General features: G+C 60.3%; 22 protein-coding genes. 13 read left to right on the plus strand and 9 right to left on the minus strand.

Annotation, left to right across the window (positions count from 1 at the left end; genetic code table 11):
- Positions 1-94: 94 nt before the first annotated feature.
- Positions 95-364: a hypothetical protein gene (locus tag AC13RC_RS21395; RefSeq protein WP_113391152.1), complete on the minus strand. Its 270-nt coding sequence runs from the start codon at positions 362-364 to the stop codon at positions 95-97.
- 278 nt (positions 365-642) lie between these two features.
- On the opposite strand from AC13RC_RS21395, the gene AC13RC_RS21400 reads away from it, so the two are divergent.
- Positions 643-924: a hypothetical protein gene (locus tag AC13RC_RS21400; RefSeq protein WP_113391151.1), complete on the plus strand. Its 282-nt coding sequence runs from the start codon at positions 643-645 to the stop codon at positions 922-924.
- A gap of 72 nt (positions 925-996) precedes the next feature.
- On the opposite strand, the gene AC13RC_RS21405 is transcribed toward AC13RC_RS21400, so the two are convergent.
- Positions 997-1,950, minus strand: coding sequence for a LysR family transcriptional regulator (locus AC13RC_RS21405; protein WP_113391150.1), 954 nt, complete (start codon positions 1,948-1,950; stop codon positions 997-999).
- Positions 1,951-2,121: 171 nt separating this feature from the next.
- On the opposite strand from AC13RC_RS21405, the gene AC13RC_RS21410 reads away from it, so the two are divergent.
- Positions 2,122-2,760 (plus strand): NAD(P)H-dependent oxidoreductase, encoded by a 639-nt coding sequence (locus AC13RC_RS21410; RefSeq protein WP_113395653.1) that lies wholly within the window; start codon positions 2,122-2,124, stop codon positions 2,758-2,760.
- A 322-nt stretch (positions 2,761-3,082) separates the two neighbouring features.
- Here AC13RC_RS21410 and AC13RC_RS21415 read toward each other — a convergent pair whose 3' ends face one another.
- Entirely contained in the window at positions 3,083-3,643 is a 561-nt protein-coding gene (locus tag AC13RC_RS21415; RefSeq protein WP_162750785.1) for a TetR/AcrR family transcriptional regulator, read from the minus strand.
- Positions 3,644-3,793: 150 nt separating this feature from the next.
- On the opposite strand from AC13RC_RS21415, the gene AC13RC_RS21420 reads away from it, so the two are divergent.
- The gene (locus tag AC13RC_RS21420; protein ID WP_113352101.1) at positions 3,794-5,200 is read left to right on the plus strand and encodes an amidase; all 1,407 of its coding nucleotides are present in this window, start codon (positions 3,794-3,796) and stop codon (positions 5,198-5,200) included.
- A gap of 81 nt (positions 5,201-5,281) precedes the next feature.
- Here the strand turns inward: AC13RC_RS21420 and AC13RC_RS21425 are convergent, their stop codons facing one another.
- Positions 5,282-5,860, minus strand: coding sequence for a TetR/AcrR family transcriptional regulator (locus AC13RC_RS21425; protein WP_488558351.1), 579 nt, complete (start codon positions 5,858-5,860; stop codon positions 5,282-5,284).
- Between the two features lie 204 nt (positions 5,861-6,064).
- Between AC13RC_RS21425 and AC13RC_RS21430 the strand changes: the two genes are divergently transcribed.
- From AC13RC_RS21430 to AC13RC_RS21440, 3 genes are all read left to right on the plus strand, one after another.
- Positions 6,065-7,270 (plus strand): alpha/beta fold hydrolase, encoded by a 1,206-nt coding sequence (locus tag AC13RC_RS21430; protein ID WP_488558341.1) that lies wholly within the window; start codon positions 6,065-6,067, stop codon positions 7,268-7,270.
- Between the two features lie 374 nt (positions 7,271-7,644).
- Positions 7,645-8,334, plus strand: coding sequence for a carbonic anhydrase (locus AC13RC_RS21435; RefSeq protein ID WP_113395667.1), 690 nt, complete (start codon positions 7,645-7,647; stop codon positions 8,332-8,334).
- Between the two features lie 4 nt (positions 8,335-8,338).
- Entirely contained in the window at positions 8,339-9,865 is a 1,527-nt protein-coding gene (locus AC13RC_RS21440) for a SulP family inorganic anion transporter (RefSeq protein WP_113352098.1), read from the plus strand.
- A gap of 292 nt (positions 9,866-10,157) precedes the next feature.
- Here the strand turns inward: AC13RC_RS21440 and AC13RC_RS21445 are convergent, their stop codons facing one another.
- From AC13RC_RS21445 to AC13RC_RS21465, 5 genes are all read right to left on the minus strand, one after another.
- The gene (locus tag AC13RC_RS21445) at positions 10,158-11,879 is read right to left on the minus strand and encodes a peptidoglycan D,D-transpeptidase FtsI family protein (protein ID WP_113352097.1); all 1,722 of its coding nucleotides are present in this window, start codon (positions 11,877-11,879) and stop codon (positions 10,158-10,160) included.
- 191 nt (positions 11,880-12,070) lie between these two features.
- Positions 12,071-12,616 (minus strand): sarcosine oxidase subunit gamma family protein, encoded by a 546-nt coding sequence (locus AC13RC_RS21450; RefSeq protein WP_113352096.1) that lies wholly within the window; start codon positions 12,614-12,616, stop codon positions 12,071-12,073.
- Positions 12,609-15,542, minus strand: a complete 2,934-nt coding sequence (locus AC13RC_RS21455) for a sarcosine oxidase subunit alpha family protein (protein ID WP_113352095.1) — start codon at positions 15,540-15,542, stop codon at positions 12,609-12,611. Before AC13RC_RS21455 ends, AC13RC_RS21450 begins: the two co-directional genes overlap by 8 nt.
- A complete protein-coding gene (locus AC13RC_RS21460; RefSeq protein ID WP_113352094.1) occupies positions 15,539-15,817 on the minus strand; it encodes a sarcosine oxidase subunit delta in 279 nt (92 codons plus the stop codon). Before AC13RC_RS21460 ends, AC13RC_RS21455 begins: the two co-directional genes overlap by 4 nt.
- Positions 15,818-15,829: 12 nt before the next feature.
- Positions 15,830-17,080 (minus strand): sarcosine oxidase subunit beta family protein, encoded by a 1,251-nt coding sequence (locus tag AC13RC_RS21465; protein WP_113352093.1) that lies wholly within the window; start codon positions 17,078-17,080, stop codon positions 15,830-15,832.
- 87 nt (positions 17,081-17,167) lie between these two features.
- Here AC13RC_RS21465 and AC13RC_RS21470 point away from each other — a divergent pair, with 87 nt between their 5' ends.
- The 7 genes from AC13RC_RS21470 to AC13RC_RS21500 form a co-directional block, all read left to right on the plus strand.
- On the plus strand, positions 17,168-18,127 hold the full coding sequence (locus tag AC13RC_RS21470) for a GlxA family transcriptional regulator (protein WP_488558342.1): 960 nt from the start codon (positions 17,168-17,170) through the stop codon (positions 18,125-18,127).
- A gap of 79 nt (positions 18,128-18,206) precedes the next feature.
- Positions 18,207-18,890: a helix-turn-helix domain-containing protein gene (locus AC13RC_RS21475; RefSeq protein WP_113352091.1), complete on the plus strand. Its 684-nt coding sequence runs from the start codon at positions 18,207-18,209 to the stop codon at positions 18,888-18,890.
- A 93-nt stretch (positions 18,891-18,983) separates the two neighbouring features.
- Positions 18,984-19,892 carry a class II glutamine amidotransferase gene (locus AC13RC_RS21480; RefSeq protein WP_113352090.1) on the plus strand — a complete coding sequence of 303 codons (909 nt, stop codon included), beginning with the start codon at positions 18,984-18,986 and terminating at the stop codon, positions 19,890-19,892.
- A 31-nt stretch (positions 19,893-19,923) separates the two neighbouring features.
- Positions 19,924-20,610, plus strand: coding sequence for a GltB/FmdC/FwdC-like GXGXG domain-containing protein (locus AC13RC_RS21485; protein ID WP_112724649.1), 687 nt, complete (start codon positions 19,924-19,926; stop codon positions 20,608-20,610).
- Between the two features lie 15 nt (positions 20,611-20,625).
- Positions 20,626-21,954 carry an FMN-binding glutamate synthase family protein gene (locus AC13RC_RS21490; protein ID WP_112724650.1) on the plus strand — a complete coding sequence of 443 codons (1,329 nt, stop codon included), beginning with the start codon at positions 20,626-20,628 and terminating at the stop codon, positions 21,952-21,954.
- A 77-nt stretch (positions 21,955-22,031) separates the two neighbouring features.
- Positions 22,032-23,339: a type III glutamate--ammonia ligase gene (gene glnT, locus AC13RC_RS21495; protein WP_113395660.1), complete on the plus strand. Its 1,308-nt coding sequence runs from the start codon at positions 22,032-22,034 to the stop codon at positions 23,337-23,339.
- Positions 23,340-23,438: 99 nt separating this feature from the next.
- Positions 23,439-23,604: ACT domain-containing protein (locus AC13RC_RS21500; RefSeq protein WP_488558352.1), on the plus strand; the 166-nt coding region annotated here is incomplete at its 3' end.

A 23,604-nucleotide genomic window follows, 5' to 3' on the forward strand; every position in this document is an offset into this window, starting at 1 on the left:
CGATTCAATCTATCATTGTGCCGCGGTTTTGTGAATGCCGCCAGGGGTATCCGAAGACGGGCACGCGGAATCACAACTGGGTCTTTCGCGCCAACTAATCGCAGACGGTTTCGCGCACCACTACCCGATGATGATGGCGGTAGCTGTAGCGTCTCTCGGTCCAGCACCGGCGATGATATCTGTAGCGTGGGCCGTCATAGTACCCATCATCCGCGTAGGCCGGCGGAGCACGATAATAACGCGGCGGCGGCGCATCATAGTCGTAGCGAGGCCCAACTCCGTATTCAAAGTAGACCTGAGAGAATGCCGGGGACGCGGCCAAGGTCGTGGCGAGCGCCAACGCTGCGATTACGATTCTTTTCATGTCTTTCCATTCCGATTCATGTACAGCTGCGGCGCGCTAACCCGCGCCCTAAATGTAGTATGCCATGAGCACTGCTCGTGAATACGGACGAAAGTCCCGATCAAGTAGGGACTTAGGCCTAAGAGCTCCCGAAAGCTTTGTTCGCTAGCGTTCATAGAAGTTGGTGGACTCGTCTTTCTCGAAGCGTAAGATGAAGTATCGGCACCAACCGAATACGTAGGCGGTGGCGACGGAGGGCTTAGACGTGCTCCCGCCTGCAAGACCGAGGGAGCGGTATTATGCCCTTTCGGAAATACGCATCTATTCCAGATGATCCCAATTTTCGCGAAGCGTTAATGGTTTGGGCTCGCAAGTTTACCAGATCCGAGGCGGTCGCGAGACGTGTCACTCGACGGACGATTGATGTGTTGTGCGACAATCCAAGCCTCCTCGACGGACGCGACATAAACGAAGCGATTTTCATGCTGTTGCGGCGGCACGCGTTCGATGAAATCGAGTGGTCGTCCGAGCAAGGCCATCAAGGTGATGGGACCATGTCCGAGAAGCAGCCGATGTGGTGATAGAGCGCTGCATCGTAAAGCCGCATCTTCCCGAAACGGAAAAGCCGCGGGATCACTCGGTAGTCCGCCCGATCAGCAGGTCGGAACCTGCATTTCATTGCATATACTCTGATTCTCCCATGGAAGCCCGCCAGCGAATAGTGTCGTGATCCACTGTATAAACGCTTCAGTTCGTGCCGGCGTGAATTTCGCGGACGGACGGACAAGATGGATCCCCCCATCGATCTCGAACTGCCACTCAGGTAGGAGCCGGACGAGCGTCCCGGCAGCGAAGTCACGGACCATGGACCACTCGCCGAAGCCGACGATGCCGATTCCCTGCCGTGCCGCTTCGAGCAGCGTGTCGATGTCGTTCGATCGATAGCTTCCGGAAGGCAGGATCGTCTCGCGCAGCGGGCCCTTCCGCATGCGCCACTCCGGCACCAGCACTGGCCCGGTATATCGAAGGAGGTTGTGATCCACGAGCGCGCGCGGAGAGGCGGGAATCCCGTGGCGATCGAGATAATCCGGTGATGCGCCGAGAACGATCCGGTGGTCGCCCAGCTTGCGTGAAACAAGACGGCTGTCACCGAGCGTTCCAAGGCGTACTGCTGCGTCAAATCCTTCGCCGATGAGATCGACATGCCGCTCGGCGTAGTCGACCTCGATGTCAAGGCCTGGATATCGGCGAGCAAAAGCTGGCATCGCAGGCGCCAGCCATTGCCGGCCCATCGCCGCCGGGAAGGCCAGGCGCAGCCGACCTTTGAGCTCGATACCGCCGGCGGCCGCCTCCTGCTCGGCCTCTAAAATGGCGTTGGTTGCACTTAGAATGCGTTCCGCGAGCTGGGCACCGGCTTCCGTTAGTCGAACCCGCCGTGTCGTTCTTTCGAGCAGACGCACGCCGAGGCGTCGTTCCAGCGCGGCGATACGTTTGGACACAATGGTCGGGTGTCGGCGGAGCATGGCGGCTGCCGCGACGAATGAGCCTTCCCTGGCAACAGCCACGAGTGCTGCAAGTTCGTCGGTCCGCGCTTGTTCGAGATACATGATTATCGGATCGCCTCCAAATCGCTTTCAGAGAAGCAGGATTGCTGCACATATTGCAGCATTATAATGCGACGAACCCTAATTTTCCTAGCTCCACAGTGAGGCTACCTCTGTTTCGACACGGCAGCGATGCGATTGCCGTCCGGATACGAGACGAAAAGGAAAACCACGATGACGACTGTGAATGAACGTCTGGAATGGCGCTATGCGACCAAGAAATACGACCCGAGCAGGAGCGTCGCCCCCGACACGCTCTCGCGCATTGTCGAGGCGGTGCGCCTAGCACCCACGTCGAGCGGGCTTCAGCCCTTCGAGCTGATTGTCGTTAGCAACCCGGACGTCCGCACGAGAATTCGAGCCGCGGCCTGGGATCAGGCGCAAATCACCGACTGCTCGCACCTGCTGATTTTTGCTGCCTGGGACGACATCACCGCTGCTCGCGTCAACATGATGTTCGACCTCACCAATGAGGTTCGAGGTTTTAGAAACGAGGGCTGGGAAAATTATCGCAAGAAACTGTTGAGTATAGTCGCCGCGCAGGGAACAGAGGCCAATCATCAAGCTGCTGCCCGGCAGGCCTATATCGGCTTGGGCGTCGCCGTCATCGCGGCAGCCTTCGAACGGGTGGACTCGACACCTATGGAAGGCTTCGACCCGGCCGCGGTCGACGAGATATTGGACCTGCGATCGAAGGGGCTGCGCAGCGTCGTCATGCTGCCGATTGGATACCGAGCCCCAGAGGGCGATTGGCTCGTGCACCTGAAGAAGGTCCGACGAAGCCGTGATGAGTTTGTCACCGACATCGTGTGATCCAGGCATCCGCAATTGTCGTGGTGATCTATGCTTCGGGGATCGGCTCGATCTCGCCGCTCCTCTCATACCCCCGTGCAAATACCAGGTGATCAGCGCTTTGCGGGCATTGATAACCGACACGCAGATCCTGCCACTCGAGAGGTGAGGCCGCGGGCTCCAGCCGGCATAATCCATATGAAGCGGAACGAGCCGCCCATGGCACCCTGATGCCGTCCTGCAAGGAGCCTGGAGCCGGTGATTGAGCAGGTGGAGCTAAGCTGGGCGAATGCCGGCGGCGCGTTGAATTGAATGCTAATAGGCAACCGAGCGCTGATCACGTCTATGCCGGCAGGAGCCCCGTGGCTCGGTAGCTTTCGATCAAGGCGTCGAACAATGATATGTCGCAGCGGCTTCTCGCCATCAGCTGAGCTCCGGCGACCGCCGCAAAGATCGCACGTGCCCGCGCCTCGCTGTCTTCTGGGCGCGTCACGCCGGCGGCGGCGAGCGCCTTTCTGATCCAGGCCACATTGACGTCGGAGAAGGTCTGAACCTCCGCCGTCACCTCATCTGGAAGGTCATCATATTCCGCCGACATGAAGCTGCAGAGGCAAAGTCGGTTGTCGCTCTCCAGCGACCTTCGAAAGATTTTCGGATATTCCCGTAGCGCGTTGATTGGATCGGCCGCGCTTTTAAGGAGGGTATCGAGCTCGCGTTCGGTATCCTCCCAGTAGCGCCGAGCAACCGCCGCACCGAGCCCCGCCTTGCTTGGGAAGTGATGATAGATGCTCGCCGCCTTGATCCCGACCTGGGCCGCGAGATCGCGGAAGTTCAGCCCGCTGTAGCCATGTGATTGAGCGATCTGCCTGGCAGCGGCCAGGATCGCTTCCTTTGAATTCGTCATCGTCATCTCAGCGGCGAGGATTGAATGGTTATTGCCCTACCAAATGTTAGATAGGGGTTGACGCACAAAAAGGAAAGGGTTTATCTCGCCCTAACAAACGTTAGGTTGGCTGCGTGCGGAGCGAGACGGAGCCGGAAGAGAGAGAAAGCCATGAGTGAGAACATCATCTATTCAGACGCGACCAAGCTCGCTGAGATGATCCGCAGCCGCGAGGTTTCAGCGGTTGAGGTCGTCAAGGCCCATCTGGATCGCATCCGGACGGTTGACCCGAAGATCAATGCGATCGTCACACTCGCCGAAGATGCCCTGGAAAAGGCCGAGGCGGCGGACGCCGCGGTCCGCGCGGGTGATGAGCTCGGTGCCCTTCACGGCGTCCCCTTCACGGTCAAGGACTCGATCGATACCGCCGGCGTGGCGACGCAGCGCGGCTCGCCGATCTTCAAGGGACGCATGCCCGATGCCGACGCCACCAGCGTCGCACGCATGAAGAGGGCTGGCGGTATCCTGCTCGCCAAGACCAATCTTCCCGAATTCTCCTACTGGATCGAAAGCGACAATCTGCTTACCGGCCGCACCAACAATCCCTGGGATCTCTCGCGGACGCCGGGCGGTTCGAGCGGTGGCGAGTCGGCCGCGATTGCGGCGGGCATGTCGCCGATCGGCCTCGGCACCGATCTCGCCATCTCGGTGCGTGGACCGGCCGCCCAGACCGGTATCTCGTCCATCAAGGCAACGCACGGCCGTGTGCCGATGACCGGCATTTATCCGCGCGCGCCGCGCCGCTTCTGGCACGTAGGTCCAATGGCCCGCAGCATCCGCGACCTGGCGCTCGCCTTCTCGCAGCTTGCCGGTCCTGACGGCCATGACGCTTTCGCGACGAGCACTGTTCAATTCGACGCCGGTATCGGCCGTCAGCCCTATCGGCAGCTCCGGGTGGGTTGGCTGGTCGAACCGGGCTTCGGGCCGATCGACCCTGAAGTAGCCAAGGTGGTCGAGGCGGCCGCCGAGGCGCTCAAAGGTCTCGGGCTACATGTCGAGCCGGTGCGCATTCCCGCGCTCGAAAGGGATTTTGCGCTCGATGTCTTCAATCGTATCCACGTGATGGAGATGAAGCAGGCCTTCGCGGAGGCGACCGCCGGGCACGAAGACCAGATGTACAAGATGTCCAAGACGATGCTGTCGCTACCGGACACCTCCATGGCAGATTTCATCGAGGCCGAGCAGGCGGCCGAGCGTCTGCGCGATGGCTTCGCCGAGTATTTCCAGAAGTTCGATGCGCTGATCACGCCGGTGCTGCCCTTGCCGGCCCACAAGCACGGCCAGGAGGAGTTCGTCATCAATGGCCGGGCGGTCGACGCCACATATCTGCAGGGTGCGACCGTGCCGCTCAACGTCACCGGCTTGCCGGGAATTTCAATGCGGTTCGGCACGAGCAGGGAAGGTCTTCCGATCAACGTCCAGATCGTCGGCAGCTGGCTGGCGGAGTCGACGATCCTGGCGGTCGCGTCCCAGCTCGAGAGCGTGAGCACCGTCAGGGATCTGCATCCAGATCTTTGATGGGTGGCGCCGGGAGCGATCAAGTTCGTGCGGCAGCGCATGTGTCGCGATATTATTTTGTCGAGGGGACGCTGCCCGCAGTCATGCCGGTGGTAAGCACCTCTGGCAACTAACCTCCGCCAGTGCCTCGAATACGGCCGGCGTGCGTTCCAGGCGTGCGATCGTTCGCGCGCCTTCGAGCGCGGCTACCAAAGCGGCCGCGGTGGAGGATGCGCGCGCGGGAGCGAAGCCACACCGCCTGAAATGCTCTGCAATAATCTCGGTCGAATCGACAAATCCGCGCGCGACCCTTTTGGTCAGCTCAGCGTCGAGCGCGGGCAGTTCATTCGCCAGATTTTGCATCAGACAGCCATATTGAAAGTCGGAGGCGACCATTTCGGCGGCGAATGTTCCGAAAATCTGGCGAACGAAATTTTCCGCATCGCCGGCCGTGTTCGCGGAGATATTTCGCAAAACCGCAATTCGGCTCCCGACGTATTGATCGATTGCTTCTTCTGCGAGCTGTGCCTTGCCGCGTGGAAAGTGAAAGTAGAACGATCCTTTAGGGGCACCGCTTTCTTCAATGATCTGGGTCAATCCAGTCGCGGTATAGCCTTGGATGCGAAACAGTCTTTGGGCGGTTGCAATCGCGTTGGCGCGGGCGTCAGTCTTGCGTGGCATGCAACAAACATAACACGGTTCGCTTGACGCCGCTATGGCGATCGCCATACTATGGTGATCGCCATAGAAAGAGGCCCGCGGATGAATCATCCCGTTCATTTCAAACCATCGATGTCCCGACGAGCCGTTTTGGCGATGGGCGCGGCCAGTCTGGTTGCCGCGTCCCTTCGATCGGCTCGCTCAAACCCCATGGGAGGAAGTGCTTTGACTACACCACCTTACGGCGGGGGAACGCTTCCCAAGGGGGTCCGCTCGCGCATGATCCACGGGGTCAACGGCCTTGATGTCCATATTCTCGAAGCCGGTTACGAAAACCCCGGCCGGCCGCTCGCGCTGCTTCTGCACGGCTTTCCGGATTTGGCTTACGGCTGGCGACATCTGATTCCGATTCTGGCTGACGCGGGGTACCATGTCGTGGCGCCCGATCAGCGGGGTTTTGGCCGCACCACCGGTTGGATGAACGGCTATGACACCCCGCTCGCGCCCTTCAGCCTCTTGAACATGACGCGCGACGCGCTCGGGCTGGTTTCGGCGCTGGGGTATCGGCGCACGACGATGCTTGTCGGGCACGACTTCGGTTCGCCCGTGGCGGCTTATTGCGCGCTCGCTCGACCTGACGTCTTTCCATCGGTGGTGCTGATGAGCGCGCCTTTCCCTGGCCCGCCGGCATTTCCGTTCAACACCGCGGAAAGCGAGGCATCGTCGCCGGTCCAATCGAATACTGACAATCAAAGGTTGGCGGCCGCGCTGGCTGCGCTCGATCCGCCCAGAGAGTATTATCAGCAATATTTGAGCACTCGGGAGGCCAATGACGACATGTGGCGTCCCCCTCAAGGTCTACATGCGTTTCTTCGTACCTTTTTCTACGTCAAGAGCGCCGACTGGCCGGGAAACAAGCCGCAGCCGCTGCAGGCGCGAACCGCCACGGAGCTTGCAAAAATGCCCACCTACTATGTCATGGATCTCGGCAAGACGATGCCCGAGACTGTCGCTCCATTCCAGCCTTCCGCCGCCGAGGTCCAAACCTGCAAATGGCTCACCGAGCCGGAACTTGGCGTGTACACGGAGGAATATGGCCGCACCGGATTTCAGGGCGCGCTGCAGACTTATCGCGTCTATTCCGATCCTGACCTGAATGCCGAGTTGCGCCTGTTTTCGGGCAGGACGATCGATGTCCCGTCACTCTTCGTGGGCGGGAAGAGCGATTGGGGCACCTACGCAGCGCCGGGCGCGCTCGATATCATGAGGACAAAGGCAGCGACGAAGATGGCTGGCATCGAGCTGATCGACGGCGCCGGTCACTGGATCCAGCAGGAGCAGCCGGGCCGGTTGAGCGAGCTGCTGCTCGCCTTCATGAAGGAGGCGGGTGGGGCGGATCACCCCAGTGATTTCGGACTTGGCGGTCATTAGTCTGCCCCCCAATTGACGGGAAGATCACAGAGCGGTTTTATGGCCGGCGAGAAGCGATCCGCAGGCCTAGCAGCGGCCATCCGGATCATAGTCGGCGAGGCTCGGAGATCAGGGACGGACCTTACCGATTGGAAGAGCACCGTCCAATGGTCTCATATGGGCTGTCGTTGTGACGCATGCGCCGGAGGTCAACTAAAAGGATCTCACAGTCCACTCACAAGATTTTTATAAATTAGGCTACGCTAATTCGGCGCTCGCTATTTTCTTCCCATTTCCAGTTCCTATCTCGCACTTGCGAGATGATCGCGCATTCCAACCCGCCGGGCATGGGTACGCCCCCTGCCTGCCGTCCGGCCCATTACAAGGACTCGACAATGGGTGATTTGCTTAAAGGGATCTCCAGCTTTCGCGGTGCCGTCTTTCCCGACCATCAGGCACTTTATCGCAAGCTGGCGGAGGAGGGGCAGCAGCCGCAAGCGCTGATGATTTCCTGCGCCGACAGCCGGGTCATGCCTGAAACGATCACGCAATCCGGCCCCGGCGAACTCTTCGTTTGCCGCAATGCAGGAAACATCGTTCCTCCCTTTTCCACGGCGAATGGCGGTGTGTCCTCGGCAATAGAATATGCGGTCGTAGCACTCGGCGTTCGTGATATCATCGTCTGCGGGCATTCCGATTGCGGTGCGATGAAAGGGCTTTGCCATCCTGATCTTTTGAAACCGATGCCGAATGTCGCCGCCTGGCTGAAGCACAGTCATGCCGCCCATTCGATCGTCTGCGAAGCCTACCCCGCCGACCTGTCCGAGCGTCAAAGGGTTCGCGCCATCGCGATGGAAAACGTCGTCGTTCAGCTCGACCACTTGCGCACGCATCCTTCCGTCGCCGCCAAGCTTGCGATCAACGACATCACACTGCATGGATGGTTCTTCGATATCGAGACGGGGGAGGTGCTCGTCTATGACGGTACGGCCGCTCGCTTCACGGAAATCCTTGAGGACAGGCCTTTGCCTGTCGCGGTTAAGGGTCGTGGTCGTCCGCATGTGATCCCGCAAGCCGCGGAGTAGGCCGATGATGTCAAGCTCTGCTCTTTCACGCGACCTCGCGTCCTCGCTCGTCGTATTCCTCGTCGCCATACCGCTCTGCCTCGGCATTGCCGTGGCTTCAGGCGTTCCGGTGGCGATGGGCCTCATTTCAGGCATTGTCGGCGGTATCGTCGTCGGCCTTTTGGCGGGATCGCCGCTTCAGGTATCAGGGCCGGCCGCTGGCCTTGCCGTGATCGTCTTCGGTTTCGTCGAGCAATATGGCATCGACATGCTCGGGCCGGTTCTCATCGTTGCGGGTTTACTGCAGGTCCTTGCCGGATTCTTGAAGATCGGCTCGTGGTTCCGGGCGATTTCACCCGCGGTCGTCCACGGCATGCTCGCCGGGATCGGCATCCTCATCATTCTTGGCCAGATCCATGTGCTGATGGGGGCAAGACCGGCTGCCGGAGGCATCGAGAACGTCACCGCCATGGAGCAGACCTTTGCTCGCGTATGGGGCGCGGGGCTGACACGTGAAGCAGTCGCTCTCCTCGTGGGGCTGATTTCCTTGCTGGCCATGATCGCCTGGGAGAAATTCAGGCCGAAGCAACTGATGCTGATACCCGGTGCCCTGGTGGGGGTTGCGGCCGGTACGATATTGACGGTTGGCATGCAGCTGCCAATCGCAAGAGTGGAGGTGCCGTCCTCCCTTATCGAAAGCATTACACTGCCGACGCTGGATGGCTTTGCCAGGATGGTCGAGCCCGGCATCATGGTGACGACGCTGGTCATCGCGGTGATCGCCAGTGCGGAAACGCTGCTTTCATCCGCCGCCGTCGATCGTATGCATGATGGCGTGCGGACCCGCTTCAACAAGGAGCTGTTTGCGCAGGGTATCGGCAACGGGCTTTGCGGTCTGTTGGGTGCGCTGCCCATCACCGGTGTCATCGTCAGGTCGTCCGCCAATATTCAGGCGGGCGCACGCTCGCGGGCGTCGGCCGTGCTGCATGGTGTTTGGATCCTCGGGCTGGTGGCGTTTCTGCCGCAGCTCCTCGCAATGGTGCCGCTGACGGCGCTTGCCGCGGTGCTGCTGGTGACAGGATGGCGGCTGATCAGTCTTCATCATGTCCGGCATCTCTTCGATCATCACGGCTGGGTCCCTGTCGGGATCTGGACCGCTACGGTCGCGATGGTGGTACTTCAGGACCTGCTCGTGGGCGTGGCACTCGGCCTTGCGCTGTCCATATTGGAGATCCTTCCATATCTGCGTCGCAAGCTCGCCATCGACAGATTGGAAGAGGATGAAACCATCCATCTCGACCTCGTGGGCGTGGCGACATGCAAGGATGTTCCCGCCCTGCTCAATATGCTGGAAACGCTTCCCGAGGGTCGCAAGATCAGGATTGCCGGCACGCGCCTGCACTACCTTGATCATACAAGCGCCGAAACCCTGCGCGAATGGCTGAAACGGCAGAAGAAATCCGGGCGTCTGGTGGAAATCGAGCATCCACCGGTCGGCCGCCATCGGCGGCTGACGCCAATCTTTGAAACACTAGCGCGGGAGGTTGCCTGATCGGTGAAGAACTCACCGGCTACCTAGCGATAATATGCTTGCCCCGCTTGTCGGGGCAAGACCAACAGCAAAACATACAAATGCCCGTTAAGGGAGGTGCGAGAAAAAGCCAAACCACGTACCCGTAGTGATTTGAATTATACTACCTAAAATTGTATGAGATTGATTCATTTTGGAACATAAGCTGAGGTGGCGAGCCCTGTCTTTTGGGGCAAAACGCATTTCAACAAGCCGCGGCTTTCGAGAAAGGCGTGACTTTGCCCATCGAAGCTAGGGATCAAACATCCAATCTTCAGTACGCGGCGAGCAAGTTTGACCCGAAATCGGGCTCGACGCCGAGCAGCGGCGCGGCGTGGCTGATGATGTCATGGACCATGGGTGCCGCCGTGTTGGTCGCGAAGGTCAGATTGTGTTCGCCCGTCAGAGGCTGGTCGACGAAGGCCAGCACTACGTATTTCGGGTTATTCATTGGGAACGCCGCCAGGAACGAATTGAAGCTGAGCTTGTGCGAATAAACGCCGTGAATGACCTTGTTTGCGGTGCCCGTCTTTCCGCCGACATGGTAGCCGGGGACGTCGGCAGGTTTGCCAGACCCTTGCTCACCGTTCAGCTGGAAGAGGTAGCGGATCGTGTCGCTGGTACTCTTCTTGACGATCATCGTCTCGGTCTTCTCCGCCTCTTCCTGTGTGCGCGGAAGAAAGGAGGGTTCGATCAGCTTGCCACCGTCAATGAGGGCTGCGCCAGCGACGGCAGTCTGCATCGGCGTGGTGGCGACGCCGTGGCCGAAGGCAATGGTCATGGAGTTGAGCTTCTTCCAAACCTTTGGCTGGCTGGGCGCCTTCACCTCGGGCAGTTCGGTCTGCATCTTCGTCAACAGCCCGAAGCGGGTCAGATAGCTCTTCTGGATGGTCATGCCCACCTTATCCATCATCTTGGCCGTGCCGATGTTGGACGAATAGCGGAAGATTTCCGGGATCGACAGGACACGCCGCGGCACGTCGCGGTCGTCATGGATGGTGAAGCCGCCGTAATGTAGAGGGGCGCTGGCGTCGAAGGTATCCGTCAGCTTGACCATGCCCGTGTCGATGGCCATCGCTATCGAGAAGGTCTTGAACACCGAGCCCATCTCGTCGGTGCCGTTCGACATGCGGTTCAGCCAGCCTTTGACATCAGCTTGCGGATCGTTCGGATCGAAATCGGGAGCCGAGGCCATGGCCAGGACTTCGCCCGTGTGAATGTCGAGGATGACGGCGCCGGCCGCCTGACTCTGATATCGGCCGATTGCATCCGACACCACGTCATGCACAACGTTCTGAACACGAAGATCGATCGAAAGCCGTACCGGCTCCAATTGGTCGCGGCTCGTCAGGCCCGTGGAAGCGAGATCCGACAGGCCCTGCATGTCGAGATATTTCTCCATGCCGGCGACGCCATGATTGTCGATATCGACATAGCCGAGAATATGCGCGGCGGTGCGTCCGCCCGGATAAAAGCGCTTGACTTCAGGTCGAAAGCCGATCGCCGGAATGCCGAGCGCCAGGATTTCGCTCTGTTCCTTCGGCGTCAGCTGCCGGCGCAGCCAGGCAAAATGCGAGCGGCGGTCAGCAAGCTTCTTATAAAGAGATTTGCGGTCGATATCGGGAAAGATCGAGGCGATTTTTTCCACTGCCTCGTCCGGGTCGATCACGCGGTTGGGCTCGGCAAACATCGAGACTGTGCGAATATCGGTTGCGAGCAATTCGCCGTTTCTGTCGACGATATCCGGGCGCGCGGCGCTGACATGATCCGGCGGAATCGCCGACGTGTCGGTCCGCGGCTCCATATCGAAATAGGTAAGCCTGGCAAAGATCGCCACATAACAGACGAACAGCCCACCCGCCAGCATCATGATGCGAGCTTTGGCGAGTTTGGCTTTGCCCGTTGCGCGTACTGGCGGGCGTTCGCGTCCGCCCGGACCAAAGGTGATTCTGATGAGGCGACCGCTATTTGCGCCGAGGGCGTGGATGATCGACATGAACGATTTATTCGCAAAACAGGGGAAGGCGGACGTGCCTCTGGATCAACAATCTCTAAGCTCAAGATGGTTAACAGGGGCCTAATTGTAAGTTTTTCTTACTAACGTTGTGTTTGAGGTGCACCTCGCGCGTTGCGCGTATGACGGTTACGGGCAAGAAAGCCTTGCTATGTCCGCGCCAGAGATGTGGTTCAGAGCGCGAGCTGCTCGGCATCCTGAGATCGAACCAGAGCTTCGAGTTCCTCATAAAGCGATTCCGCAAAGCTGCGCAGCACAGTCAGCTCGAAATCGTTCATGCCGATGCGCGTGAGCTGCACAGAGATATGACCGAAAAGCGTCATGGCACTGCGCCCCTCGGGGAAGCTCGATGGATGCAGATCGACGGCCGTACCTTTGTTGAGTATCCGGGGCGCGTCCTGGCCCGAAACCAGGATGCGGATACGGCCGTGGCTTTGGTCGCAGATGAAGGCGCGGCCGGCCAGGACATCGGCGATAGCCTGCCTTTGAGATTGAACGAGCTGCTCGTTACCGGCGATGAACCATTGCCGGTATCCCGCCGGGCGTACGGAACTCCGCTTGAGGCCGGCCACAGGAAGATGGGCCAAAAGCTCTTCGCTCGTGGTTGCGCCCAGCACATGCAGGAGATGCCCCTCGGGCAGGGCTTCAAGCCGGATGGTCTCGCTTTGCAGGACGGTCTTTCCGGCAAGGACCGGCTTTGATATCGGCAAATCAGGCATGGAGTTTCTCATTCTGCGGGTCGAGGAAGACCGGGCTGCAGATCATTGCATCCGTGTATTCGTTTCTAAGCCCGTTCCAGACGACGACCTTCTCGCCGATGCGCTCCGCTCCATTCTTGATGAAAGCGAGCCCGATCGTATGGCCGAGGCTGGGGGAAAAGGCGCTCGATGTCACATAGCCTTGGTCGTTTTCCAGTGTCGCCGCCGCACCGTCCGCAAGGATATGAGCGCCGGTACGGAAGCTTGTTGCCGGGTCCACCGGTTTGACACCGACGAGGCGAGGCCGATCGGCGGCCTGGAGACCCTCGCGCGCGAGCATCGCCTTGCCGATGAAATCAGGCTTCGCCGCCGAAACCATGCGGGCAAAGCCAAGATCGCCTGGCGTTACCGTGCCGTTGATCTCGGCATGGGTGACATGACCCTTCTCGATACGCATGACGCCAAGCGCCTCGGCGCCATAGGCGCAAATTTCATGTTTTTGACCCGCCTCCATGATGGCGTCGGCGACGAATTCGCCATAGGCCGCCGGCACGGCAAGCTCGTAGGCGAGCTCCCCGGAAAAAGATATGCGGAAGAGGCGACCCTCAAGCTTGCCGCCGAACAATGAGACCGCGCGCGCGCTCATGAACGGGAAGGCGGTGTTGGAAATATCCTCGTCGACGATTTCGGAGAGGATCAACCGCGACTTCGGTCCGGCGACCGCCATCTGCGCCCATTGATCGGTTGACGACGCGAAACAGACCTCCAGCTCGGGCCAGAGCGTCTGGGCACAGAACTCCAGGTGGGTGAGCACGCCGGCGGCAAGCGCTGTCGTTGTGGTCATGAAAAAATGGTCTTCGCTCAACCGGCTGGTGGTGCCGTCATCATAGATCATGCCGTCTTCGCGCAGCATGATGCCGTAGCGCGCCTTGCCGACGGAAAGCTTGGCGAAACCGTTGCAATAGATACGGTCGAGGAAGGTGGCGGCATCCTTGCCGAAGATCTCGATCTTGCCGAGTGTGGAGACATCGCAGATGCCGGCATTTTTTCGGATGTTCAGCACTTCGCGATCGACGCTTTCGCGCCAGGTTTTTTCACCCTCGCGCGGAAACCAGGAGGAGCGGTACCAAAGCCCGGTTTCCACGAAGACCGCACCATTCTTCTTCGCCCATTCGTGCAAGGGGGATTTTCGCGCCGGCTGAAAATGCTTAGCCCGCGAGGTACCTGTCAAAGCACCGAAGGAAACCGGCGTGTAGAAGGGCCTGAATGTCGTGGTGCCGATCTCGGCCGGCGATACGCCGCGGGCCTCGGCCAGGATGCCGATGGCGTTGACATTGGAGAGCTTGCCCTGATCTGTCGCCATGCCGTTGGTCGTATAGCGCTTGGCAAGCTCGACATCGCCATAGCCTTCACGAACGGCAAGGCCGAGATCCTTGAGGTGCACGTCGTTTTGATAGTCGACGAAGGCCTTGCCCTTGCCACCTTTGACAAACCAGAGCGGCTTGGCAGCAGGCGGTGCTTCCTCCATTGACGCAAAGGCCGGGACGATCTTGCCAAGGCCGATTGCTTCCAGCGCCTCGGCGGCTTTCATTGCCCCGTCGCCAAGGCAGCTATCAGTGGAGGCAAGGCCGGCTGCGGAGCCGGCAATCAGCAAGCCTTCCTGTCTTTCAGGGGCCAGGAAGGCTGCACACCTTTCCGACCAGGTCGGCTTTGCACCGCGATGGCAGGCAAGGTGAATGATCGGGCTCCAACCGCCGGACATGGCAAGCGCGTCGGCTTCGATTTCCCGGCTACCGGAGGAGCTCGCCACGGTCACCCGGCGCAGCTGCTTGCCGCCATGCGCGTCGATGACGCGAGCGCCGGCCAAGACTTGTGCCTTGCCGTTCCAGAGCTCGTTGCCATCGGCGCGACCGTCGACGATGGCGGTAACCTCGACGCCCGCTGCCTCGAGCTCGGCGGCGGTGCGGTAGCCGGAACTGTTGGTCGTGAAGACTATTGTGCGCTTGCCAGGCGCAACCGCCTGCCGATTCAGATAGCTGCGCATTGCGCCTGATATCATCACGCCCGGAATGTCGTTGCCGCCGAAGACGATTGGGCGCTCTTCCGCTCCGGTCGCGAGGATCGCCTGTTTGGCGATGATGCGCCACAGGCGCTCGACCGGCCGTCGCGGATCAGGCGTCGCCACATGCTTCTGAACGCGTTCGACCGCCCCGAAGACATTGTCGTCGTACCAGCCGATAACTGTCGTTCGCGGCAGGCACTGCACGTTCGACAGGCTTTCGAGCTCATTGATCATGCTTTCGAACGTCGGATTCTTCTCTGCGAGCAAACCGTCGCCGAGGGCGAAGCCTTCGTCTGCAAGAACCACCCGCGCTCCGGCGCGTCCCGCCGTCAGCGCCGCGGCAAGACCCGTGGGTCCAGCGCCGATCACGAGCAGATCGCAATGCACCCAGCATTTTTCATAGGAATCGGGATCCGCCTCATAGGATGCCTTGCCGAGACCGGCGGCCTTGCGGATCAGCGGTTCGTAGACCTTCTCCCAGAAGGCGGCCGGCCACATGAAGGTCTTGTAGTAGAAGCCGGCGCTGAGGAAAGGCGACAACAAGCCGTTGACGGCGCCGATATCGAAGCCGAGCGACGGCCAGCGATTCTGACTGCGCGCCGTGAGCCCATCGTAAAGCTCGATCATCGTGGCACGGGTATTGGCTTCAGTTCGTCCGCCCGTGCCGGTCGTGACAAGGGCATTGGGCTCGGCGGCACCCGCCGTCAGGATGCCGCGCGGGCGATGATATTTGAAGCTGCGGCCGACAAGCTGGATACCATTGGCGAGCAGGGCGGAGGCAAGCGTGTCGCCGGGATAGCCCGTCAGATCCCGGCCGTCGAAGCTGAAGGCGAGGGTCTTCGAACGATCGATCAGGCCGCCGGAGGAAAGCCGATAGCTGCTCATGCGCCGCCCCCAAGCTTGGCAAGTGCCGCGTCGCTGACGCCATAGACCTTGTGGGTAACAGTGTCGCGCTCGACGATCAACCAGCGGCGGCAGCCGGATGAGTGATGCCAATACTCCTTGTGAAGCCCCTTCGGATTGTCGCGCAGATAGACGTAATCGTACCAGTCTTCCGCGCTGGCGTCGGCTTTCGGGCGGCTGAGGTTCGCGTCGCCCTTGATGGTGAACTCTTCCTTGGGCCGGGCGCCGCAGTGAGGGCAGGAAATCAGGCTTGCCATGTCGTTATGTCCTCAATGCAGGTTCGGCTGGGCGCCGACGCCTTTTTCATCGATCTGATAGCCGCGCCGAAAGCGATCGAGGCGCAACTGCATTGCTGTCTCATGCGGCTCGTTGCGGGCGATCAGATGCGCGTAGCAATAGCCCGACGCCGGCGTGGCCTTGAAACCGCCGTAGCACCAGCCGGCGTTCAGATAGAGGTTGTCGATATGCGTCCGATCGATGATTGGAGAGCCATCCATGCTCATGTCCATGACGCCACCCCATGTGCGCAGGTAGCGCACGCGCGTCAGCGCCGGGATCATCGCCACACCGGCTTCGGCGACATGTTCGACGGTCGCGAGATTGCCGCGCTGGGCGTAGGAATTGTATCCGTCGATATCGCCGCCGAAGACGAGACCGCCCTTGTCGGACTGCGAGACATAGAAATGGCCGGCGCCGAAGGTGACGACGCAATCGATGAACGGCTTCAGGCCTTCCGAGACGAAGGCCTGCAGCACATGGCTCTCGATCGGCAAGCGCAGACCCGCCATGTCGGCGACCACCGTGGAATTGCCCGCGGCCGCGAGCGCCAGCTTGCCGCAACCGATGTAGCCCTTCGTGGTCTCGACGCCAAGGACCCGGCCATTGTCGGAACGAATACCAGTCACTTCGCAGCCGGTGATGATGTCGACGCCACGGCTGTCGGCGCCGCGGGCATAGCCCCAGGCGACTGCGTCATGGCGCACCGTGCCGCCGCGCGCCTGCAACAGGCCACCCATGATCGGGAAGCGGGCGTTTTCGAAATCCAGGAAGGGCAGCTTTTTGCGAACAGCTTCGCGATCGAGCAATTCCGCGTCGACGCCGTGCAGGCGCATGGCGTTGCCGCGACGGGTATAGGCGTCGCGTTGAGCATCCGAATGAAATAGATTGAGAACGCCGCGCTGCGAGACCATGGCGTTGAAATTGAAATCCTGCTCCAGCCCTTCCCAGAGCTTCATCGAGAGCTCGTAGAACGGATTGTTGCCGGGCAGCAGGTAGTTCGAGCGGATGATCGTCGTATTGCGCCCGATATTACCCGAGCCGAGATAGCCCTTTTCCAGAACGGCGACGTTGGTGATGCCGAAGGTCTTGGCCAGATAATAGGCAGTTGCCAGCCCATGACCGCCGCCACCGACGATGATGACGTCATAATGCGGTTTCGGTTGCGGCTGGCGCCAGGCGGGCGCCCAGCCGGTATTGCCGCGAAGACCGTTGAGGAAAACAGAAAAAGCCGAATAGCGCATGGTTCGATCCGCTGTGAATGCGCTCATGATGACAGAGTGGCAAATGCCGACTTGCCCAATTAGGACCTCTTTCGATAAAAAGGGGACATGGCTTCCATCGATGCAAGAAAAAGTCAGGCCATCGGCTTCGTCCTGATCCCTGGATTCGCGCTGATGTCCTATGCTTCCGCGAGCGAGCCGTTGCGCGCCGCGAATCTTTTGGCCGGACGTGAAATCTATCGATTGTCGATTTTTTCGCCGGATGGCATCCCGGCGGTATCCTCTGGTGGTGTACCGGTGCCGGCCGACCCTCTCCCGGGTCGCGGATCCGAGCTCGGCACGGTCTTTGTCTGCGCCGGCGGCTCGCCGCGCGATTGGCACTACCCTTCGGTTCTCGCCTGCCTCCGCCAGCTCGCACGCGAGGGCGTGCGCATCGGTGGCATCTCCGGTGGCCCCTATCTGCTTGCCGCCGCCGGGCTTTTGGCCGAGCGCGATTTCACCATTCATTGGGAGCATGCGCCGGCCCTGCTCGAAGCCTTTCCAGCACTTGCGCCGCGCCAGGCACGCTTCGTCATCGATGGCAATCGCATCACCTGCGGCGGTGGCATCGCGCCGCTAGACATGATGCATGTGCTAATATCTGAGCACATGGGCGCCGATTTCGCCCGGCGCGTCAGCGACTGGTATCTGCACACCGAAGTCGGCGAGCCAGCGGCGCCGCAACGTGGTTCGCTCGCAGAACGCTACGGCGTTCACCATCCGGGCCTGCTCAGCGTTCTTGCAAAAATGGAGGAAACGATCGAGATGCCGCTCGACCGTACGGCCATGGCGCGCATTGCAGGTGTCACGCCGCGTCATCTTGACCGGCTGTTTGCTAGTCATCTCGGCTCGACATTCCTAGATCAATATCGGCTGATACGCCTGCGGCATGCCCGGCGGCTTCTGGAGCAAAGTCCACTTTCGATTTCCGAAATCGCCATCGCCACCGGCTTTTCCAGCGGCGCGCATTTCTCCAGAGCCTATCGCTCGCTTTATGGCATGGCACCCAGCGAAACCCGCCGCGTTTGATTTTCGTCGCAGTTGAGAAAATTTCACTGGGAGGATAGAGTTCTTCCCAGCAGGCCCTGCCGACAAAAAAGGATACAGAATGAAAACCAAGGCAGACACGATATCGGCCGACGACCAATCCCATGCTGGACGCTCGGCCTTCTCCCAAAACCCGCATGCGGTTCGCGAGCCGAAGGAAAACAATCTCGAAATGGCGATCGGCCACGAAGTTCGCGCCTATCGCAAGAAGCTCGGCATCACCGTGACGGATCTCGCCGCCGCGACGGGGATCTCGCTCGGCATGCTGTCGAAGATCGAGAACGGCAATATCTCGCCGTCGTTGACGACGCTGCAATCGCTGTCGCGTGCGCTCGGCGTGCCCTTGACCGCATTCTTCCGTCGCTATGAGGAGCCGCGCAACGCCGTCTTCGTCAAGGCGGGCCAGGGTGTCGAGCTGGAACGCCGTGGCACGCGCGCGGGCCATCAATATAATCTCCTTGGCCATATCGACAACAATTCCAGCGGCGTCATCGTCGAGCCCTATCTCATCACGCTGACGGCGGATTCCGACGTCTTCCCAACCTTTCAGCATGAGGGAATGGAGTTCCTCTATATGCTCGAGGGCGAGGTCATGTACCGCCATGGGGACCAGCTTTACCCCATGCAGCCCGGCGATAGCCTCTTCTTCGATGCGGATGCTCCGCATGGCCCGGAGGTGCTGGTGAAACTGCCGGCAAAATACCTTTCGATCATTAGTTACCCACAGCGAGGCAAGACCGACTGACTTGCCTTAAAAGAAAAAATTATTCTTTTGAGTTGAAAAACCGCGACGGACCTGATAGCCATTTTTGCAGATGCGAAAACGGAGGCTTTGGGCATGTGCGGAATTGTCGGTCTTTTCTTGAAGGATAAGGCGCTGGAGCCGAAACTCGGCGCGCTTCTGTCTTCCATGTTGATCACGATGACCGATCGCGGACCTGATAGTGCGGGTATCGCGATCTACGGCAACGATAATGGCAGCTCGGCCAAGATCACCGTTCAGTCACCTGATCCGGTCAAGGATTTCGACGGATTGGAATATGAGCTGAGGCGGGCGCTCGACATTCCCGTGGCCGTGGCGGTTAAGAGCACGCATGCCGTCATCACCCTTGCCAAGGACAAGCTTGAAGAGGGCAGGGTGGCTCTGGCGGGTCTGCGCCCGAATATCCGGGTCATGAGCAGCGGCGATACCGTCGAGATCTACAAGGAGGTCGGCCTGCCGAAGGATGTGGTCTCGCGCTTCGGCGTCACCGCCATGTCAGGCACGCACGGCATCGGCCATACGCGCATGGCGACGGAATCGGCCGTCACGACGCTCGGCGCTCATCCCTTCTCCACCGGCTCGGACCAGTGCCTGGTTCACAACGGTTCGCTATCGAACCACAACAACCTGCGGCGCGAGCTGAAGCGCGAGGGCATGACCTTCGAGACGGAAAACGATACCGAGGTCGCGGCCGCCTATCTGACGGCCGAGATGGCCAAGGGCAAGGATCTCGGGGCGGCGCTCGAAAGCGCGGTCGACGATCTCGACGGCTTCTTCACCTTCGTCGTCGGCACCAAGTCCGGCTTCGGCGTCGTTCGCGACCCCATCGCCTGCAAGCCGGCAGTTATGGCCGAGACGGACCAGTATGTCGCCTTCGGCTCCGAATATCGTGCGCTCGTCAGTCTTCCGGGCATCGAGGATGCCCGCATCTGGGAGCCGGAGCCGGCGACCGTCTATTTCTGGGATCACGAAAAGGCTGCCTGATCAGAAGCGCCGTAATCGAGAGAGATCTTACATGCCAGTTTTCGACCTATCCGTCACGCCGCTGCGCGAACTCAATAGCGCCCTTCATGGCCTCGCCGCCGGCACCAACGATACGGCTTTCGAAGTCGTCAACCCGCGCGGCCATCATGCTGTTGCCGCAGGTATCGACGCGCCCGTCACTGTCGATATCAAGGGCTCCGTCGGCTATTACTGCGCCGGCATGAATGATGGCGGCAACGTCACCATCCACGGTTCGGCCGGACCGGGCGTTGCGGAAAACATGATGTCCGGCACCGTCGTCATCGAAGGCGATGCCAGCCAGTATGCCGGGGCGACCGGGCAGGGTGGCCTGCTTGTCATCAAGGGCAATGCCGCCTCACGCTGCGGCATCTCGATGAAGGGCATTGATATCGTCGTCTACGGCAATATCGGCCATATGTCGGCCTTCATGGGACAGTCAGGCCATCTGGTCGTGCTCGGTGACGCCGGCGATGCGCTGGGGGACAGCCTCTACGAGGCCAAGCTCTTCGTCCGCGGTTCGGTGAAAAGCCTCGGCTCCGATTGCATCGAAAAGGAGATGCGCCCGGAACACCTGCAGAAGCTCTCCGAGCTTCTGGAAAAGGCCGGCGTGCGCGGCGTCAGGCCGGAGGAATTCAAGCGCTATGGATCGGCGCGCAAGCTCTATAATTTCAATATCGACAATGCCGACGCGTACTAAGGCGAAGGGGACCTCATGAGCTACCACAATCCGCACACGCCGCCTCGCAAGTCCGCTACCTTCGACGATCATACGCTCGCCGAAATCCGCCGCGCGGCGGCGACGGGCATTTACGACATTCGCGGCGCCGGCACCAAGCGCAAGGTGCCGCATTTCGATGATCTACTGTTCCTCGGCGCGTCGATATCGCGCTATCCGCTCGAAGGCTATCGCGAGAAGTGCGATACGACCGTCGTCCTCGGCAGCCGTTTCGCCAAGAAGCCGATCACGCTGAAGACCCCGATCACTATTGCTGGCATGAGCTTCGGCGCGCTTTCCGGCAATGCCAAGGAAGCACTTGGCCGCGGCGCTACGATCGCAGGCACGTCGACGACGACAGGCGACGGCGGCATGACGGACGAGGAGCGCGGCCATTCGCAGACGCTGGTCTATCAGTACCTCCCGTCGCGCTACGGTATGAACCCTAGGGATCTGCGCCGCGCCGATGCGATCGAAGTCGTTGTGGGCCAAGGCGCCAAGCCCGGCGGCGGCGGCATGCTGCTCGGCCAGAAGATTTCCGATCGCGTCGCCAATATGCGCAATCTTCCGAAGGGCATCGATCAGCGTTCGGCCTGCCGCCATCCGGATTGGACCGGTCCGGACGATCTCGAAATCAAGATCATGGAGCTGCGCGAGATCACCGATTGGGAAAAGCCAATCTACGTGAAGGTCGGCGGTGCGCGCCCCTATTACGATACGGCTCTTGCGGTCAAGGCCGGTGCCGACGTCGTCGTGCTTGACGGCATGCAGGGCGGCACCGCTGCGACGCAGGATGTCTTCATCGAGAATGTCGGCATGCCGACGCTTGCCTGTATCCGCCCCGCAGTCCAGGCACTGCAGGATCTCGGCATGCATCGCAAGGTACAGCTCATCATTTCGGGCGGCATTCGTTCCGGAGCCGATGTGGCGAAGGCGCTGGCGCTGGGCGCCGACGCCGTTGCCATCGGTACGGCGGCGCTGGTCGCGATCGGCGACAACGATCCCAAATGGGAAGAAGAATATCAGAAGCTCGGCACGACGGCCGGCGCCTATGACGACTGGCACGAGGGCAAGGACCCAGCCGGTATCACCACCCAGGATCCTGAGCTCGCAAGCCGGCTCGACCCCATTGCAGCCGGCCGGCGCCTTGCCAATTATCTCAAGGTGATGACGCTGGAAGCGCAGACGATCGCGCGTGCTTGCGGCAAGAATCACCTGCACAACCTGGAGCCGGAGGATCTCTGTGCGCTGACGATGGAGGCCGCCGCCATGGCGCAGATTCCGCTCGCCGGCACCAATTGGTACCCGGGCAAGGGAGGCTTTTAAGATACCGGCCGGGCCGAGAGGTCCGGCCGCTGCATGCATCATCGAAGTGTCTCGAAGAAATCCAAAGGGGAACGAGAATGACACTGGATCTTGCTGCCTTTGCAAAGGACAAAGGCATCAAATATTTCATGATCAGTTATACGGATCTTTTTTCCGGCCAGCGTGCCAAGCTGGTCCCGGCGCAGGCGATTGCCGGGATGCAGGAGGAGGGTGCCGGCTTTGCCGGTTTTGCCACCTGGCTCGACATGACGCCCGCCCATCCCGATCTTTTTGCCGTACCCGATGCCTCCTCCGTTATCCAGCTCCCGTGGAAGAAGGATGTTGCCTGGGTCGCGGCCGATTGCATGATGGAGGGCGAGCTGGTCGCCCAGGCGCCGCGCAACGTCTTGAAGAAGCTCGTGAAGGAAGCGGAAGCCGCGGGCAAGCGCGTCAAGACCGGCGTCGAAGCCGAATTCTTCCTGATCACCGCCGATGGCGCCAAGATATCGGATGAATACGACACGGCTGAAAAGCCCTGCTATGACCAGCAGGCTGTCATGCGGCGATATGACGTCATCTCCGAGATCTGCGACTATATGCTGGAGCTTGGCTGGGGCGCCTATCAGAACGACCATGAGGATGCCAACGGCCAGTTCGAGATGAACTGGGAATTCGACGACGCCCTGAAGACGGCGGACAAGCACTCCTTCTTCAAATTCATGGTCAAATCGATCGCCGAAAAGCATGGCCTCAGGGCGACATTCATGCCGAAGCCTTTCAAGGGGCTGACGGGCAACGGCTGCCATTGCCATATTTCCGTATGGAGTAATGATGGCAGGACCAATGTCTTTGCCGACAGAGAGGCCGAATTCGGCCTGTCGGCCGAGGGCAAGCATTTCCTCGGTGGCATCATGAAGCATGCCTCGTCGCTGGCGGCCATCACCAATCCCACCGTTAATTCCTACAAGCGCATCAATGCGCCGCGCACCACGTCGGGTGCCACCTGGTCTCCCAATACCGTGACATGGACCGGCAACAACCGCACCCATATGGTGCGCGTGCCTGGTCCCGGCCGCTTCGAGCTGCGCCTGCCCGATGGTGCCGTCAATCCCTACCTGCTGCAGGCCGTCATCATCGCTGCCGGCCTCGATGGCCTACGCAGCATGGCCGATCCGGGGCCTCATCACGATATCGACATGTATGCGGAGGGTCATCTCGTGAAGAATGCGCCGCGACTGCCGCTCAATCTGCTCGATGCGCTGCGTGCCTATGACGAGGACGAGGGGCTGAAGCAGGCGATCGGTTCGGAATTCTCCGAAGCCTATCTGAAGCTCAAGCATCAGGAGTGGAACGCCTACTGCTCGCACTTCACGCAGTGGGAGCGCGACAGCACGCTCGATATCTGAGTGCGTGGCGGCAAGATGCCCTTCAGGGCTCAGGCGCCGGGGTGCATTCCCCCGGCGCGACAGCGGAATTTTGGCCGCGGACGGCGGAGGAAGATCAGCATGACGAGCTATGTATTGACAGTGACGTGCCAATCGACGCGTGGGATCGTTGCGGCGATCTCGAACTATCTGGCCGGACAGGGCTGCAACATCGTCGATTCCAGCCAGTTCGACGATCTCGATACCGGCAAGTTCTTCATGCGCGTCTCCTTCATCTCGGAAGAAG

It is taken from the genome of Martinezella sp. CNPSo 3890 (assembly GCF_057784455.1).

Excerpts from the sequence above, each read along its gene's own strand:
- AC13RC_RS21480 (WP_113352090.1), top strand. The coding sequence starts at position 18,984 with ATGTGCGGAATTGTCGGTCTTTTCTTGAAGGATAAGGCGCTGGAGCCG.
- AC13RC_RS21435 (WP_113395667.1), top strand. The coding sequence starts at position 7,645 with ATGGGTGATTTGCTTAAAGGGATCTCCAGCTTTCGCGGTGCCGTCTTT.
- AC13RC_RS21490 (WP_112724650.1), top strand. The coding sequence starts at position 20,626 with ATGAGCTACCACAATCCGCACACGCCGCCTCGCAAGTCCGCTACCTTC.
- AC13RC_RS21440 (WP_113352098.1), top strand. The coding sequence starts at position 8,339 with ATGATGTCAAGCTCTGCTCTTTCACGCGACCTCGCGTCCTCGCTCGTC.
- AC13RC_RS21455 (WP_113352095.1), bottom strand. The coding sequence starts at position 15,542 with ATGAGCAGCTATCGGCTTTCCTCCGGCGGCCTGATCGATCGTTCGAAG.
- AC13RC_RS21395 (WP_113391152.1), bottom strand. The coding sequence starts at position 364 with ATGAAAAGAATCGTAATCGCAGCGTTGGCGCTCGCCACGACCTTGGCC.
- AC13RC_RS21485 (WP_112724649.1), top strand. The coding sequence starts at position 19,924 with ATGCCAGTTTTCGACCTATCCGTCACGCCGCTGCGCGAACTCAATAGC.
- AC13RC_RS21445 (WP_113352097.1), bottom strand. The coding sequence starts at position 11,879 with ATGTCGATCATCCACGCCCTCGGCGCAAATAGCGGTCGCCTCATCAGA.
- AC13RC_RS21460 (WP_113352094.1), bottom strand. The coding sequence starts at position 15,817 with ATGGCAAGCCTGATTTCCTGCCCTCACTGCGGCGCCCGGCCCAAGGAA.
- AC13RC_RS21415 (WP_162750785.1), bottom strand. The coding sequence starts at position 3,643 with ATGACGAATTCAAAGGAAGCGATCCTGGCCGCTGCCAGGCAGATCGCT.
- AC13RC_RS21420 (WP_113352101.1), top strand. The coding sequence starts at position 3,794 with ATGAGTGAGAACATCATCTATTCAGACGCGACCAAGCTCGCTGAGATG.
- AC13RC_RS21425 (WP_488558351.1), bottom strand. The coding sequence starts at position 5,860 with ATGCCACGCAAGACTGACGCCCGCGCCAACGCGATTGCAACCGCCCAA.
- AC13RC_RS21465 (WP_113352093.1), bottom strand. The coding sequence starts at position 17,080 with ATGCGCTATTCGGCTTTTTCTGTTTTCCTCAACGGTCTTCGCGGCAAT.
- AC13RC_RS21475 (WP_113352091.1), top strand. The coding sequence starts at position 18,207 with ATGAAAACCAAGGCAGACACGATATCGGCCGACGACCAATCCCATGCT.
- AC13RC_RS21450 (WP_113352096.1), bottom strand. The coding sequence starts at position 12,616 with ATGCCTGATTTGCCGATATCAAAGCCGGTCCTTGCCGGAAAGACCGTC.
- AC13RC_RS21470 (WP_488558342.1), top strand. The coding sequence starts at position 17,168 with ATGGCTTCCATCGATGCAAGAAAAAGTCAGGCCATCGGCTTCGTCCTG.
- AC13RC_RS21410 (WP_113395653.1), top strand. The coding sequence starts at position 2,122 with ATGACGACTGTGAATGAACGTCTGGAATGGCGCTATGCGACCAAGAAA.
- glnT (WP_113395660.1), top strand. The coding sequence starts at position 22,032 with ATGACACTGGATCTTGCTGCCTTTGCAAAGGACAAAGGCATCAAATAT.
- AC13RC_RS21400 (WP_113391151.1), top strand. The coding sequence starts at position 643 with ATGCCCTTTCGGAAATACGCATCTATTCCAGATGATCCCAATTTTCGC.
- AC13RC_RS21405 (WP_113391150.1), bottom strand. The coding sequence starts at position 1,950 with ATGTATCTCGAACAAGCGCGGACCGACGAACTTGCAGCACTCGTGGCT.